Annotated in this window: 11 protein-coding genes; 6 read left to right on the top strand and 5 right to left on the bottom strand. The window is 46.6% G+C overall.

Features of this window, described 5'->3' with window-relative positions:
- Positions 1-346: 346 nt before the first annotated feature.
- From A3860_RS04200 to A3860_RS04190, 3 genes are read left to right on the top strand one after another with little or no spacing between them, the layout of a single operon-like run.
- A complete protein-coding gene (locus A3860_RS04200; protein ID WP_081145305.1) occupies positions 347-6,082 on the top strand; it encodes an MBG domain-containing protein in 5,736 nt (1,911 codons plus the stop codon).
- Positions 6,083-6,110: 28 nt separating this feature from the next.
- Positions 6,111-7,148 carry a PorP/SprF family type IX secretion system membrane protein gene (locus tag A3860_RS04195; RefSeq protein ID WP_081145304.1) on the top strand — a complete coding sequence of 346 codons (1,038 nt, stop codon included), beginning with the start codon at positions 6,111-6,113 and terminating at the stop codon, positions 7,146-7,148.
- A 54-nt stretch (positions 7,149-7,202) separates the two neighbouring features.
- The gene (locus tag A3860_RS04190; protein WP_081145303.1) at positions 7,203-7,796 is read left to right on the top strand and encodes a protoglobin domain-containing protein; all 594 of its coding nucleotides are present in this window, start codon (positions 7,203-7,205) and stop codon (positions 7,794-7,796) included.
- Here the strand turns inward: A3860_RS04190 and A3860_RS04185 are convergent.
- From A3860_RS04185 to A3860_RS04170, 4 genes are all read right to left on the bottom strand, one after another.
- Positions 7,775-9,304, bottom strand: coding sequence for a hypothetical protein (locus A3860_RS04185; protein WP_081145302.1), 1,530 nt, complete (start codon positions 9,302-9,304; stop codon positions 7,775-7,777). The genes A3860_RS04190 and A3860_RS04185 overlap by 22 nt on opposite strands.
- Before the next feature lie 58 nt (positions 9,305-9,362).
- Positions 9,363-11,492 carry a xanthine dehydrogenase family protein molybdopterin-binding subunit gene (locus tag A3860_RS04180; RefSeq protein ID WP_081145301.1) on the bottom strand — a complete coding sequence of 710 codons (2,130 nt, stop codon included), beginning with the start codon at positions 11,490-11,492 and terminating at the stop codon, positions 9,363-9,365.
- Positions 11,493-11,527: 35 nt separating this feature from the next.
- On the bottom strand, positions 11,528-11,986 hold the full coding sequence (locus tag A3860_RS04175; protein WP_081145300.1) for a (2Fe-2S)-binding protein: 459 nt from the start codon (positions 11,984-11,986) through the stop codon (positions 11,528-11,530).
- Between the two features lie 269 nt (positions 11,987-12,255).
- Complete coding sequence (locus A3860_RS04170) at positions 12,256-12,693, bottom strand: SRPBCC family protein (RefSeq protein ID WP_081145299.1); 438 nt, start codon at positions 12,691-12,693, stop codon at positions 12,256-12,258.
- A gap of 215 nt (positions 12,694-12,908) precedes the next feature.
- Between A3860_RS04170 and A3860_RS04165 the strand changes: the two genes are divergently transcribed.
- Together A3860_RS04165 and A3860_RS04160 are read left to right on the top strand one after the other, a co-directional pair.
- Complete coding sequence (locus A3860_RS04165) at positions 12,909-13,805, top strand: NAD(P)H-binding protein (RefSeq protein WP_081145298.1); 897 nt, start codon at positions 12,909-12,911, stop codon at positions 13,803-13,805.
- A 12-nt stretch (positions 13,806-13,817) separates the two neighbouring features.
- Entirely contained in the window at positions 13,818-14,735 is a 918-nt protein-coding gene (locus tag A3860_RS04160; protein WP_081145297.1) for a helix-turn-helix domain-containing protein, read from the top strand.
- An 86-nt stretch (positions 14,736-14,821) separates the two neighbouring features.
- Here A3860_RS04160 and A3860_RS04155 read toward each other — a convergent pair whose 3' ends face one another.
- Complete coding sequence (locus tag A3860_RS04155; RefSeq protein ID WP_081145296.1) at positions 14,822-15,154, bottom strand: YegP family protein; 333 nt, start codon at positions 15,152-15,154, stop codon at positions 14,822-14,824.
- 353 nt (positions 15,155-15,507) lie between these two features.
- On the opposite strand from A3860_RS04155, the gene A3860_RS04150 reads away from it, so the two are divergent.
- Positions 15,508-16,719, top strand: a complete 1,212-nt coding sequence (locus A3860_RS04150) for an OmpA family protein (protein ID WP_081145295.1) — start codon at positions 15,508-15,510, stop codon at positions 16,717-16,719.
- The last annotated feature ends 69 nt before the right edge of the window (positions 16,720-16,788 follow it).

Here is a 16,788-nt window from a genome sequence, read left to right as displayed (position 1 = left end):
GTACTTTCGCCCCCGTTCACTTCCGGTAGACTATGAAAACTGTAACCCCTTTAAGACCTAAAACGCCCTTTATGAACAACTATTTACACCGGAAACTGCATGATCGTATTCCTGTATATCCCATGTACACCACTGTGGCCGATGAATAAGTGCTAATTACAGCCTCTCTGCAGACGAATTCCCAAAAATGTTGAGCGTCTATTAATGTGAGCAGGAATTTCCCTGTAGAAATGCCATTGCTATTTTAATGCAACAGTATAGTCTGCGCGGCGGCTGTTGAAGCGATACTGAATACTCTTCGGGCTCGCAATGGTTATTTTTTGTCTTTTACAACCCCTCATAAACCATGAAACGTACACTGCGATCCTTCTTATTGGTATGGAAGGAAAACACCAACCTGATTGAGCGAAAGCACACCTGCCTTCGTTATTCTTTACTACTAATGTGGCTGTTGATTTGCCTGAGTGCCCTGGCGCAGGACCCACAGGTGGCCGGTATCACCGATGCACAGTCGCACAACGGTGGTATTGTGGAGGCCAATTATACCGGCTTCCCTTCTGCCAATAAAATGTCTCCCGAATTGTGGAAGCAGGTAAACCCCGGCCAGCCCTATAATGAACGGGCCTGCTACAAAACTTTCGGCAAGGACCCTGTGAAATTTGCAGAAGTGATTGGCAAGTGTAATGCGTTTGAAAGTTTTTATATCAATCCCGATAAACCTTCCACGTATAGAATAGTGAAGGGGTTGTACCCGATAAATTTTCAACGGAACGGCGAATGGATACCCCTTAATTCACAGTTGAGGCAAACGGGTAATAATGTATATGAAGCGCCCGATCAGTGGAACCCCGTGGGTATTCAGGTCAAAGATCATAAAACCTGGATAAGCGCGCCGGCCAAAGTGCAGTTCAACGACTGGACACTCTATGGCATCAATGGAACCAACAAAACCGAACTGGCCAAAGCCAACTGGAGCAATTACACAGTAGGCGCCGATGGAATAAAGATCATAAATATCTTTCCCGGTATTGATGCCGAAATGCGGGTAAGCCGCGGCGGTATAAAGACCAGCTTTGTCATTCACCAATTCAACTATACGCAGTATAGCGAATTGTATTTTGAAGACGCCTTTATAGGACTGACCGAAAAAGGATTGTTCTTTCAAAATGGCGACAATGAAAAGGACAGGGCAGAAGCGGTATATGCCGATGTAACCGGCGAACCATCCGCTATTAAAATTGCACCTGCATTCGGGTTTGCTAAAAAAAATCCGGGCTTTGTTACCAGCTTTCCTTATCATGTGTCGGGTAATAAGATTGGTGTAGCCGTACCTGCCGAATTCATAGTTAATAATCTGGCAACAGGTGATGTTGTGATAGATCCGCTGGTGCAAAGTACCAATTCCATTGCCCAATCAGCAGTAGGTACCATGTACAATGCCAGTTGTGGCTGGGCCAATCACTGCGATTATATTATTGCGGTTACACCGCCTGCCAATGCTACCATCACCTCCATTGCATCAGAAATATATGTAGTGGCAAACGCCCCTTGCGGGCTGGAACAGTTTGCCGTGCAGATGCAAAGCGGTACCTGTTACAGCCCTGGCGCCGGCCAGGTGTGGAGGGATGGAAGCGCTACCGGTCCGGGCACTATGTGGGCCGGTTATTATGCGTTTCCCGGTTTAATGGGTTGCGCGCCCGCGCCTTCCTGTACGCCTTCGCCCATGAGCATAACCTACAAATTATTCCGTAAATGTGCCGGACCCGTTGGCTGCGACAATACCTGTATTGGCCTGGTTAATCCACTGTCGGTTATGATAGAGGGCCATACGGCAGAGTTAACAACTATTAACGTGTCTGCAGCTTCGGCTTGCCAGAATCAGGATATTACTTTCAGCACATCCACTGCCAATGGCGTTGGACCTTTTTCGGCCATCAACTGGAGCTATAACGCTTCTGGAACACCTTCATTGGGTACAGGACCCAGCATTAATGCGGGTGCTGCCCTCGCGCCAGGTGCGTACACCATCTATGCCGATGCAACGGACGCATGTGGTACATCGGCACAGGTAAGCAAGTCGTTTACCATTAAACCATTACCGGTGGCCACATTGGGTTCAGCGGGTATCACCATCTGTAATCGCGCTACTACCAATATAACTCCTTCCTCAACTATTGGTGGAACAACCTATACCTGGACGGTGGTGCAAACCAATGTTACTGGCGCCAGCAACGGCAGCGGTACCACCATTGCACAACAGTTAACCAATAACGGCGGCATACCCGGTACCGCTGTATATACCATTACGCCCAAGGCGAATGGATGCGATGGTTCGCCAATAATCTATACCGTTACCGTACAACCGGCGAACAATATTTTGTATGTAGATGACCTCAACGGCAATGACGCCAATTGCGGCGATGCCTGGACCAGTTCTTTAAAGACCCTGTCAACTGCGATGGATATAGCGAAGTATAGCAATAATGTGCAGGAGATCTGGGTAGCGAAAGGTACGTATTATCCCACTGGTGCGCAGAATGGCGTTAAGCGCGATAGCAGCTTTACGATCCTGCGCGGTGGCTTGAAATTATACGGGGGCTATCCCAATGGCGGCGGTGTTCGTGATGTTGCCGCCAACGCTACGGTATTGAGCGGCGACATAGGTACGTTGAATGATACGCTCGATAACAGTTACCACGTAATGGTGATAGGGGGTATTTTTGCCGGGGTCGATAGTATTGTGGTTGATGGATTTACCCTTACAAAAGGAAATGCCGATGGAACCGGAACGGTGAGTTATGGTACTGCACCGGTATACCAGGGACATGGCGGGGGCTTGTATGTGAAAAATAATGCCCAGGGCCAGAAAACTGCTTTGCGTAACCTCACCTTTACCGCCAATACTTCCAAAATACTGGCCGGTGGTTTGGAGATGGATATCTCTTCTCCCTTAATTGAGAATTGCACATTTACAAATAACCATTGCATGGCCTATGGCGGTGCCATGGCATGCGATAACCAGGCCAGTCCGGTAGTTACCGGGTGTAATTTTACCGGTAATACGGCTTACAGCCTCGGTGGGGCTGTATTTACTCAAAATAATACGAGTACGCCTGTATTTACCAATTGCAGCTTTATCGCCAATAATGCGGTACCATATCCGCCCGGCACCGGATATACCTATGGTGGTGCTATGTTTAACAATACAGGATCGAATACAACATTGACGAATTGCATATTTACGGCAAACAGAGCGACCGGCGGTGGAGGAGCCATATGTGGTAGCAGTAGTGCTGTGGCTACCATAACGTATAGTGTATTTGATGGCAATGTGTGCGTAAATGCTTTGGGCGATATTGGTTCCGGTGGCGCCTTGCAGATGATGGGCGGTGGCGGTGTCATCAATCTTAACAACAGCGTATTGGCAAACAATATCGCCGGTGGCGCCAATGATGATGGTGGTGGCGCTTTAATGGCCTATACCGGTATCTTCAATTGTGCGAATGTTACCTTGTCGGGCAACACCACGCAAAGTACTATCAAAACCAACAGTAATGGCATCAGTATTTATTCCGGTTCTACGGTAAATTTTTATAACAGTATTGCCTGGGGTACGCCTGCACAACAGTTGAATAACCAGGGAACATTCAATAATGATCACTCGCTGGTGAAAGGCACGGCGCCGGCATTGCCTAATCTCGATCTTGATCCCCAATTTGTGGATGCTGCCAATACAGCCGGCGCCGATGGTATTTGGCGCACCGCCGATGATGGATTACAGCTAACTCCTTGCAGTCCGGCCGCCAATATGGGCAGCAATGCGCTGGTGCCCGGCAGCATTACAACCGACATGGCCGGTAATGCCCGTATTTTCAATACAACGGTTGATATGGGCGCTTATGAGTTGCAAGCCCCCCTCACACCAATGAGTTTCACCAATGTGGTGAAGACCTATGGTGATCCCGATGCAGCCGTGCCGAATATTACGAATTGCTCAGGCCTGCCAGTTACATTCACTATTGCCGATAACACCATTGCCACTATGGTAAGCGGTAATCTGCATATTCTGAAAGCAGGCGTTACCACTATAACCGCGCACACGGTGAATGGAACACCCGATGTAACGGTAACGCTGACCGTAAATCCCAAACCGGTGACCATCAGCCTTACGGCTACGCCGGTTACCAAAGTATATGATGGCAATACCACGGCTACCATCAACGCTGCCAATTTGCAGTTTGCAGCAGGCGATATCGTGGGCGCCGATAATGTGGTGATTACCCTGAGCAGCAACAATGCCCTATACGATACCAAAGATGTGGGCACCGGTAAAACCATCACCGTTCCATTGGCGAACATCAGCCTTACCGGTACCGCCGCCGCTAATTATATTATCAGCAACACGAGCGATATAAGCGCCGCCGTGGGTGTTATTACACCGCTGGCCATTACCATTACGGCCGATGCAAAAACGAAGACCTATGGCAATGCCGATCCGGCCCTCACGTATACCAATTTACCAGCCCTTGCTCCGGGTGATGCGTTCACCGGCGCCCTGACCCGCGCACCGGGTGAAAATGTGGGCACTTATGCTATAAACCAGGGCACCCTGGCGTTGAGCAGCAACTATACCATAACTTATATTGGTAATAACCTCACCATAACCCAAAAGACAATTACCGTTACGGCCGATGCCAAAACAAAAGTGTATGGCAATGCCGATCCGGCGCTTACTTATACCTATGCGCCGGCATTGGTTGGAACCGATGCGTTCACCGGTTCACTGTCGCGGACCGCTGGTGAGAATGTGGGCACCTACGCTATTAACCAGGGAACCCTGGCGCTGAGCGCGAATTATACAATTGTATATACTGGCAGCAACCTTACCATTACCAAAAAAGCGATCACGGTAACGGTGGATGCCAAAACAAAGACCTATGGCGATGCAGACCCTGCATTAACGTATATGTATGCGCCAGCCCTTGTTGGAACTGATGTGTTTACCGGTTCGCTGTTGCGTATTGCCGGTGAGAATGTGGGCGTCTATACTATTAATCAGGGATCATTGACGTTGAGCGGTAATTATCTTATTACGTTTAATGGCAACAGCCTTACCATTACGCCGAAAACAATCACGGCAACTGCTGATGCACAAACGAAGATCTATGGCGATCCTGACCCTGCGCTTACTTATAAGTATACGCCGGCCCTGGTTGGAACCGATGTGTTTGTCGGCGCCATCGGCAGAACACCGGGCGAAAATGCAGGCAGCTATACCATTAATCAAAGCACGCTGGCATTAAGCAGCAATTACATATTGATCTATGTACCGGCCAACCTCATCATCAACAAAGCGGTGTTAACGGTTACTGCCAGGGATACCACCATTTGTTTGCGTGATGTACTTACCGCAGGAACGATAAACTACAGCGGGTTTAAGAATGGCGATGATGCCAATGACCTCACCCGGCAGCCAACTGTAGCCATTCCCAATTATACTGCAGCGGGCAATTATACCCTAACACCATCGGGTGGTTCATCAAACAATTACAGCTTTAATTATGTAAGCGCACAGCTCACTGTTAAGCCAGTGCCCTCAGGTGCTATAACACAAACACAACTGGGGCCTGCTGTAATAACCACACCCGGCTTTACCAGTGGGGTGCAGTTAACGGCGCCCACCGCACCTGGTTACACCTATGCCTGGAGTACCGGTGAAACCGCTTCATCGATAGCCGTAAAAGCAACCGGTGATTTTTGGGTAACGGTAACCAATTCACAGGGCTGCAGTACGCGCTTTACCGCTGCCGTGTTTCAGCAAACCCTGGTTGTGCCGAATATCTTTTCGCCCAATGGCGATAATATTCACGATAAATGGGTGATCGAGAACCTGCAGAATTATCCAGGTAATGTGGTGCAGATCTATAACCGCTACGGACAGGTAGTGTTTAAAATGACCAACTACACGCCATGGGATGGCCGGGTGAACGGCAAGGATATGCCGGTTGGTACTTACTATTATATAATTGATCCGAAGAACGGTCAAAAGCCAGTAACCGGATATATAGACATCATTCGATAAAATAGTTCAAATTTAATAACGATATACAATGAAGAAGATATTGTTGTTGGTGACAGGAATGTATTTGTGTCAGGTTGTTGTTGCACAGCAGCGATCACATTATACCCAGTATATACTGAATAATTATATTCTGAACCCGGCCCTTACCGGCATTGAGAATTATACCGATGTAAAGATCAGTGCGCGGGATCAATGGGTGGGGTTGAATGGCGCACCGCGTACGGCCTACCTTACCATTCATGCGCCGTTGGGGAAAAAGGACCTGAAGACAACTGCCACCTCATTTGAAATTCCCGGCGAAAACCCCAGGGGCAGTGCCTACTGGGAAAGCTATACCGCATCGGAACCGCATCATGGCATTGGCATGAGTGTGATCAATGACAGAACAGGGAATTTCAACCGGTTCACCGTCAATATTAGTTATGCTTATCATATCGGGTTAAGCCCAAGAACGAGTTTGGCAGCCGGTTTTGCGGGCGGTATCACTTCGGTGGGGTTGAATGCAAATGGCAAGGCCTTTTTCGGTTCCGACCCGGCCGACCCCGCCATTGGCGGGGCGGTGGCAAAGGACCTGCGGAAATTAAAACCCGATTTCTCTGCCGGGCTCTGGCTGTATTCGGCCGATTATTTTGTTGGGGTATCGGCCCAGCAACTGGTACCGCAAAAGCTGGCCTTTGTTGATGATGCCACGTTCAAAACAACCGGAAAGCTGGTGCCGCATTTATTTATGACGGCCGGTTATCGCTTCCTGCTTACAGAAGATATCAATGCACTTCCTTCGGTGATGGTTAAATATATCAATGGAGCTTTTAAGAATGATTATCAGGCTGAGTTTAATGTTAAGTTGCAATACCGCGATCTGTTGTGGGTAGGAGGGAGCTACCGCCAGTTCGATGGGTATGCTGCCATGCTGGGCCTCAATGTGGCCAATACTTTCAACATTGGATATTCATACGATATCACAAAAACCGACCTGCGTACCTATAGTAAAGGTACCCATGAGTTAATGATCGGCTTCCTGATCGGCAACCGTTATGGGGATACCTGTCCGCGGAATGTGTGGTAAAACGGGGTGGTACGGTTTTTTCAGCTTTTTTAAAATGAATAAAAACAATTAGTTATGCAAAATGCAGTGGACCATGTTGCCGGGTACGACTATGGGGCAGCCGGGTTGGCCACCTCGCCCGTAACTATGAAAGAGCTGGATCTGTTAAAGCAAACCATAACATTTGATTCAGAAGATGCAAGATATTTACGAGTGGCAGGGAGTGTGCTGGAAGACCAAACGGAATCAATCGTCAATTTATGGCGGGGCGTTATCAACTCAATGCCGCATCTGGCCTGTTATTTCAAAGATGCGCAGGGCAATCCCGATGAAGAATATAAATCAAAAGTAAAGGAACGGTTCAAGCAATGGATCATTGACGTATGCACCAAACCGTATGATCAGGATTGGTTGAATTACCAGCATGAGATCGGGTTGCGGCATATGCATGAAAAGAAAAACAAGACCGACGGGGCCAATGCCGCTCCGTATATTCCTATGCGGTATGTGCTGGCTTTTACGGCAGTGGTGAACGATACCATAAAACCTTTTCTGGTCAAAAAAGGTCATAGCCTGGGGGTTATTGAAAAAATGTACAAAGCCTGGTGCAAAGCCGTGTTATTACATGTGACCTTATGGACGCAGGCTTACTGCAATGCTGAATGGTGAGTGTTTTTTTTCAATAGCCGGTCAATCAGTAATAATGAAAATGCGGTGAAAACGATTGCCGGGAACAGCTCGAACCGGAATACGATGGGGGCGGCATAAATGCTGAAGCAGAAATTAACGATCCAGAAACCGCCGGCCAAAAGGAGTGTTCTTAATAAGGCCGGTGGCAGGGCATAGCGTTTTGCTTTTACGAGCACAACGGCCAGCGCTCCGCAGCAAATAATGTTTACCAGCAGGAACCAGTAAGGCTGCGGTTGCAGAATTGTAGCCTGAATGGTTTTATTGATACAGGTTACACGCTCCCCTTTATACCTGAACCATTTAATAGCGACAGAATCTACCGTATCATTTCCCACATTATAAATAATGAAGGATTCAAGGGGCGGCAGACAATACCATTTGATATTGGGCCAAAGATAATAATGCGCAAAAACAGCGGGATGTTGCAGCGAAAGGCTATTACTGTACTGTGAAAAAACAGGCGCCACTGCATGCCAGGCGCAGAAATAGTTACTGATCTTTTTGCTGGCTTGTACCGAACGCTGGTATTCCTTCAATGGCGAATTCAATGCCCATAAATAATCAAACGTTAAGGTAGGATACGGCTTGTTCGCAGCATGCGAATTGAAATATTGTTTTACGATTCTATTGAGTTCTTTACAATCTGTTGAGGGAAGATCGGCATCCTGTACTTTAATATACGGGTACATATGCAGCGCATTGTTCATCGACATCCAGCTGCCGAAGGCCGAAAATATGGGGATGCCGGTTTCTTTTGCGGTAATGTTTTTAATGTATTGCACGGTGAGCGAAATGGGCAGAACCATTAATACGGTGCCGGTTAGTTTAAATAACAGGTTGCGATTGCTTAGCAGCAAAGCAAATAATGCAATGGCAGGCAGGAAGATAGCTGCAAAACGCAGAGTGAATATAAGGAACATCAAACCGCTCAATAGTATTAACTGTATCCAGGCCGGCCGGTTAATGATCCAGAGTAACAGAGAAAACCAGATCAGGCATAATCCTATATACACGGCATCGCTGCAGATATAATTGCTGATATACAAGTTCGCCGGGTTGAAAACCAATACAATAAACATTATATTGCTAATGACCTTACGAAGTGGATAAAAATACCGGATGGTGAAGAACAGGGTCAATGCGCCCGCCTGTATTATAAAGTATTGAATAAAAGTTAGTGAGGTGTCTGATGTTGTTACCCAATGTATACCTTCCAGGAATCTGGAATAACCTATTGGCCTGAAGCTGATGTTATGGTGATGGGCTGCTGCATTAATATAGGTGTAGCTGTCTGCAAAGAAATCCGCAAACGGATAGCAAAGCTTGAAAATGACAAACTGAATAATGATGGCGGCAAAACCCCAATCGAGGTATCGCTTGTTGTCGGCATTTTTGAACAGGAACCGCGAAAAGGATTCGGCGTCTTTCGAATGACCGGTGCGGATATTATTTTTAATAAGGTTGAACCAGGATGACAGTTTGCTCATACCCCATAAAAATAATCAATAGCCCATTAATGTCCGTTTTTTCTGAGCCCCTTATTACTTACTTCGCTGTAAAAGCTTCATTAAATGGCAGTCTTCGGATCCTTTTCCCCGTAGCGGCAAAAATGGCGTTGCATACCACGGCGGCTATCGGTGGCAAAGCGGGCTCACCCAAACCTGTAGGCGCCTCGTTGGTGGCTACAAATTGCACTTCCACATCGAGCGGGGCATCCTGCATCCGCATCATTTTATAGGTGTTGAAATTTTTCTGTTGAACGGCCCCCTTATCGAGCGTGATGGCCGTATACATGGCATGGCCCAGGCCATCAACGATAGCGCCCTGCACCTGGTTTTCGGCGCCGCTCAGGTTCACTACCTGTCCGCAGTTGACAGCTGCCCACACTTTATGTACTTTGGGTTTACCGTTCACTATAGAAACCTCGGCCACTTCGGCTACATAGGTGCTGAAAGAATAATACGCGGCAAAACCTTTAAAGCGGCCCGGTGTTTTTTTGTCCCAGTTGCTCATTTGGCGAACCTGGTTAATAACGCCTTTGAACTTCTCTACATTATAGTTCACCTTGCCAACGGGATTGGTTGTTGCTTTTTCCAGCAGTTCGAGGCGGAATGCAATGGGGTCTTTCTTTAGCTCATGCGCTATTTCATCGAGAAAACTTTGTTCGGCAAACCCGATGGCATTATGCGTGGGCGCACGCCAGGGGCCGGTTTGTATATTCGAGGTGAGGCCTTGTCCATCTACCCGGTAATTGGCCAGTGCGCCGGCGGGGAAATTATCAGCAGCGGCGGCGCGGCCATTCAGGGCCACGGCGGTAAGGTACCAGCCATCGAGCTCATTATTGTTGTTGATGGCAGCGCGGTAGCGGTACATGCCATTGGGCCTGTAAAAATCACCCTGCATATCATCTTCGCGTGTCCATAACATTTGTATGGGCGCTTTGGCAACGGCAGAGATCTGTGCCGCTTCTACCACATTATCGCTGCGTAGTTTTCTGCCAAAACCGCCGCCCTGGCGGGGCAGTCCCAGCGTGATGTTATCTTCCGGAATACCTAATGCTTTGGCTACATCGGTGCGGGCCCGGCCGGGTACCTGGGTGGGGCCGTACAGGTCGGCCTTGCCATCGCGCACATCGGCAAAAAAGTTGATGGGCTCCATGGGTGCATGGCTCAGCACCGGCACTTCATACACGCTTTCAATCACTTTTTTAGCGCCACTCAATGCTTTGTCTGCATCGCCATCATTGCGATCGGGCTTTTCGCTTTTTTGTTGGATCAGATTTTTAAAAGCTTCTATATGTTCGGTAGTGCTTTCCAGTTTACCGGCATCTTCCCATTCAACTTTCAATGCATCGCGTCCTTTTCTGGCTGCCCAGGTATTGGTGGCGAGCACGGCCACCACCGTATCGGTGCGCACGACGTTTTTGACGCCGGGTATTTTGCGGGCTTCGGTATCGTCGAACGATTTTAATTTCTTGCCAAAGGCCGGCGGCCGCGATACCATACAAAACAGCATGCCTTCGCGCCGGGTATCGATGCCGAACAGCGGTTTGCCGGTAAGGATATTCCTGTTATCAATATTCTTAATGCGTTTCCCGATAATTTTGAAAGCTGACGGGTCTTTCAGTTTGATGTTTTCCGGCACCGGCATGGAAGCCGATTTGGTAGCCAGTTCGCCATAGCTGAGTTTTTTTCCGCTGGCGGCATGAATGACGAAACCGTTTTCTGTACTGCATTCCGATTCCGGTACACTCCAGGTTTGCGCTGCTGCTGCTATGAGCATCATGCGCGCTACGGCGCCTGCTTTTCTGATCGGTTCATACCGGCCTTTAATGGCGCCACTGCCACCGGCCGACTGGTTGCCGTATTTGTCTTTATCGAATGCAGCCTGGTTGATCACCACTTTATTCCAATCCACATCCAGCTCTTCAGCCAGCAACATGGGCAAAGAAGTTTTTACACCCTGGCCGATCTCGGGATTGGGCGCCATCAGTGTTACAATGCCTTTGGGATCTATGGAGAGATAAGCATTGGGCGAGAAGAGGGGCGCCGCATCGGCTGCCGTTTCCGGCGCTACGTTCGCCAGCAGTTCAAAACCAAACAACACGCCGCCGCCGGCGAGAGAGGTTATTTTTAAAAAATGTCTTCGGGATATATTAGCAGGAACCTGTTTCATGATTGATAAGTTGATGAGTGAATGCCAATGTGGTGTTACTTCGTTTTTTCCGCAGCCATATGAACTGCTTTACGTATCCGTACATACGTACCACATCTGCAAATATTACTCATGGCAGCATTGATGTCCTCATCGGTGGGGTGGGGCTTTCTTTTTAGCAGCGCCACAGCAGCCATAACCTGTCCGCTTTGGCAATAACCACATTGGGGCACATCCATTTCATCCCAGGCTTGTTGCACCGGGTGATCGCCGTTATCGCTTAACCCTTCAATGGTGGTGATCTTGTTAACGCCCACTGCCGAAACAGGGTAGGAGCAGGAACGGATGGCATTGTCGTTCATCAGTACCGTACAGGCACCACATTGGGCAATACCGCAACCAAACTTGGTACCTACCAGGTTCAGTTCATCGCGCAACACCCATAGCAACGGCGTATCGGGCGAAACATCAACGGTGTGTTGTTTATTGTTAACGGTAATTGTATAGGAAGCCATGATATTGGTTTTGATAAAGTTAGTGAATCAATTATAAATGACGGTCTTTTGTGAAGGACGGTTGTAACAATGCGCAAAAAGTTGAATGTAGTGCTAATTAAGGTTAGTTTTTGGGGCTATTGTAAAAAAAAGTGAACCATCTGATAAAAATGGTTCACTTTGGTAAGTTCGGGTTCAAAAGTTTAAAGTTCAAAGTTCACAGTTAACAGTTCAAAGTTTTCAATTTTGACTTCCCGTTAACCAGGAACTTTGAACTGTAAACTAAAAAACTAACTTTCCGCCAACTCCTTCACCATTTGTAATGCTTTGGGAAAGGTGGCCGAAAAGTAGTCCTTGAAGGCATCGTTAATATCCATATCAACAACGAGTTCCGTTCTTCCGTTATCCTCATTCAGCGTGTAGTTCTCATGTGCCCCGGCCCATTGTTTTACTTCTTCGCTATCGGTGTCTTCAACCCCATTCTTAACAACGCCCAGGTGTTGGAAACTTATGTATTGATTGGGGATGGTTTCATCAATAGTTGATACCATGCCCATACCTCTTCCATCGAGGAACAATACCTTGCTGCCTTTTTTCCAGTCGGTGATGGCATGCGATCCTTCCGAAAAGGGGGCCGTCCAGGCGCGATACGTATCATCGGCCCATAATACCTTCCATACTTTTTCACGGGGGGCGTCAATGGCTATTTTAAATTCCTGTTTTTCCATGGTGATCAATTTCTATAATTAAAAAATTGGGTTTGCTTATGTTATAAAGTTCATACAATTTTTAACTCAGGGCGGGGTGTGGTTGGGACAATTTCAGGGGGTGAATGCGACAGTGGGGTGGGTTGCCCCCGTTATATTTGACTACAACAATGATAGATTTGGCTACCGTTGTTTGTAAAGCATTGCGAAGCTTTGCACTATTAAAAAACAGCAAAATGAAACTAGTTATTACAGGATCTTTGGGGCACATCAGCAAACCCCTCGCAACCATATTGATACAACAGGGACATACCGTTACCGTGATCAGCAGTAAACCGGAAAAGCAAAAAGAAATTGAAGCGCTGGGCGCAAGGGCAGCCATTGGCCGGTTAGAAGACACTTCATTTTTAACTGCCACGTTTACCGGTGCAGATGCTGTGTATTGTATGCTGCCGCCCCCTGACCTTTTCAATCACACATTGGATATTATGGAATATCACCGTACGATCAGCAATAGTTATGCACAAGCCATAAAGGTATCGGGTGTGCGGCGGGTAATACCACTCAGCAGTATTGGCGCGCACCTTGATAAAGGCACCGGCTTCATTCTTTCTGTCAATTACCTGGAAAACAAACTGAAAGAAATTCCCGGCATTTCCATTACGTATATGCGGCCTACTTCTTTCTATTACAACTTATTTAACTTTTTAACTGTTATAAGGCATGCTGGTAATATCATTTCGAACTATGGGGGCGCCGATATGGTATCATGGGTTTCGCCCATTGATATTGCAGCAGCAGTTGCGGAAGAGCTGGTAACACCTGCAACAGGCATAAAAGTGCGGTATGTGGTCAGTGATGAAGTATCCTGCAACGAAGTGGCCCGTATTTTAGGAGCTGCTATTGGAAAACCCGGTTTGCAATGGCTCACTATTTCCAACGAGGAATTGCAAAGCGAGCTGGAAGCGGCCGGTATTGCGCCCCAGGCTGCTGCAGGCCTGGTAGAGTTGAATGCAAGCATTCATTCGGGCGAATTATTGCGGGATTATTTTATCGAAAAACCGCCCGTAACCGGAAAAATAAAGATGACCGATTTTGCCAGGGATTTTGCAGCTGCATATAAACAAAACTGATTATATTGAAATATGGCGAACAAACAACCGCACCGGTTTAAAACAATAGCGGAGTTTCATCAGTTTAAAGGGCTTCCAAAGCCGGAGCACCCGTTGATCAGTGTAATTAACCTGGGACTGTTGAAAACACCGCCGCCCGCAGCAACAAGCTGGATAAATGATTATTATGCCATTTCGCTAAAAAGGAATTTTAACGCCCGCATGAAATACGGTCAGCAGGAATATGATTTTGATGAAGGCATAATGTTCTTTGTTTCACCGGGGCAGGTGTTTAAGATAGAATCTAAAAGCCAGCAGGAATTTAAACAATCAGGATGGATGTTGCTCGTTCATCCTGATTTCCTTTGGAATACACGCCTGGCCAAAACAATAAAACAATATGAGTTTTTTGATTATGCAGTTAATGAAGCCCTTTTCCTGTCAGAAAAAGAAGAAGCTACTATTACAGCCCTGATGCAAAATATTGAGCAGGAGTATCACACTAATATCGACAAATTCAGCCAGGACATCATTATTGCCCAGTTGGAATTATTGCTTTCTTATTCAGAACGGTTCTATCATCGCCAGTTCATTACCAGGAAGATCGCGAACCATACCATTCTGCATCGCCTCGAAGAATTACTGACACACTATTTCAATGATGAGGTGCTGGCCAGTAAAGGACTGCCAACGGTTCAACAAATTGCCGGCGAGTTGAATGTGTCGCCCAATTACTTAAGCGGGTTGTTGAAAGTGCTGACGGGGCAAAGCACCCAGCAGCATATTCACAATAAGTTAATTGAAAAGGCCAAGGAAAAATTATCAACCACCAGTTTATCGGTAAGCGAAATTGCCTACGAGCTGGGGTTCGAACATCCGCAGTCGTTCAACAAATTATTCAAAACAAAAACGAATCTGTCGCCCCTTGCATTCAGGCAGTCGTTTAACTGAAAGATGAAGTGTAATGTGAGGCATTCTCCTGTAAAAAAATGCGAGCCTTTTCAAGGGCCCGCATTAGCTGAATTGTGCTTTGCTTATTAGATCGTTGCATCCTGTATAACGGCATCGGGCGCCTGTGTTTTTACAGACGTAATACCATTATTGCGGCCGGTTTCATTTTCATACAATTCGCTAACCCCGATGGTTTGGCCATTGGCCGCTTCCAGGGTGAAATAGAATTTACCGTTGGAGGATATTTTGCGGTCGTACTTGTTCTCGTCCGGCGCATTACGTTTTACTGAATCAATACCGTTCTGGCAATTTGATTTTGTGGTATAGCCTTCGCTGGTGAGAATGGTTTCGCCGTTGCCGGCTTTTAAGCTGAACCTGAACTCCCCGTTCACTTGTTTGGTGATTACAAATTTTCCCATAATTAGTAAGGTTTTTGGTATGTACTAACACTAACGTATAGGATAAAAATAAGGATATTGTTGTTAACTGGTGCAGGGGAACGTCAGGTTTTGATCTTAATCAATATTTTCTTCAAAAAAAACCACTCTATTCATTAAGAACTTATGTGTAAAGATGACCCCATATTGCTGTGTTTTCTTCCCACTTGAATAATTTTTGAATAGAATATGTAATGACCTACCTTTAGTAGCTAATACGTTCCTCATTAACTCGTATCCGGTAATTCCTTTTTAACCCCTCAGTTTGTATCCTGTCACTCCTGTTTTAATCTACTCCCCGGGGAAATCAATTAATAATTTTAAAATTTAAAATTATGGAACTCAATCTCATAGATTCAGTAAAGAGTCTTTTGAGTGGTGATCTCATCTCAAAAGCCAGCACCTCATTAAATGAAGATGAAACCAGGGTGCAAAATGCTGTGTCGGGAATTGTTCCCTCTGTGCTATCAGGTATTTTAAATAAAGCCGGGTCGGGCAATGCCGGTAGCATTCTTTCAATGGCAAAGGATACAGCGAATAGCGGTATGTTATCGGGAATTGGTAATTTTTTAGGTAATAACAGTTTGCTCGAAAGAGGAAGCGATCTGCTGAAAGGGATATTTGGTAACCGCCTGAACGACGTTATCAATATGATCTCGAATTTTGCAGGCATCAGATCTACGTCCGCATCTTCTTTAATGAGCATGGCGGCACCGGCTGCGATGGGTACTTTAGGCACACATGCTATGTCAACGAACATGAATGAGCGAACTTTTCTTTCTTACCTGCGCAGTCAAAAAGATAGCATACTGAATGCATTGCCATCCGGGCTTAATTTGGCCGGTGCATTGGGGTTAAGCAGTCTTGGTAACATCGGTAATCAGGTAACGGGCGCCGTAACAGGCGCTACGACTCAGGCCAGGGATATGACACAGACTATGAGAAGATCATCCCGGTCAAAGTGGCTGGTGCCTGCAATATTGGTACTAGCCCTCCTGGGTATAATATGGTATTTTGCTGGTAGAAATAATTCCACCCGCAAAAATGCAGAGCCTGGCGTCATTGCAACCCCACCGCCATTTGGTGGATCCGTAAAAGTGAAGTTGCCAAATGGTGTTGAGATCAACTCAAATAAAAATGGTATAGAGCAACAGTTGGTTAATTTTCTAAATGATAATACACGACAGGTGGATAATAGCACCTGGTTTGATTTTGACAGGTTGAATTTTGAGACCGGCAGTTCAATTATTACCACTGAAAGCATGCCGCAGATCAGGAATATTGCTGCCATTTTGAAAGCATACCCTAATGCCAGTATCAAAATAGGTGGATATACGGATGTAACCGGCGATGAAACGGCCAACCGGAAATTATCACAATCAAGAGCAGAAGCGGTGGTAGCCGAACTGAAGAATAACGGTATTACTGATGCGCAATTATCCGGCGCTGAAGGGTACGGTTCTAAATTTGCAAAAGCTCCGGCCAATGCTTCTGATGAAAAAAGAAGAATGGATAGAAGAATTTCGGTAAGTGTACGTAAGAAATAAAGTTATAATATACATGCTAACCTGTCTGTGTTCTGATCCCGAAGTAAAGGGGCCGGTGCTGACAGGTTA

The sequence above is a fragment of the Niastella vici genome, assembly GCF_002077945.1.
Classification (GTDB): domain Bacteria; phylum Bacteroidota; class Bacteroidia; order Chitinophagales; family Chitinophagaceae; genus Niastella; species Niastella vici.
Note: the sequence above shows the minus strand (reverse complement) of the source record. Positions and strands in the feature narration are given on the sequence as shown.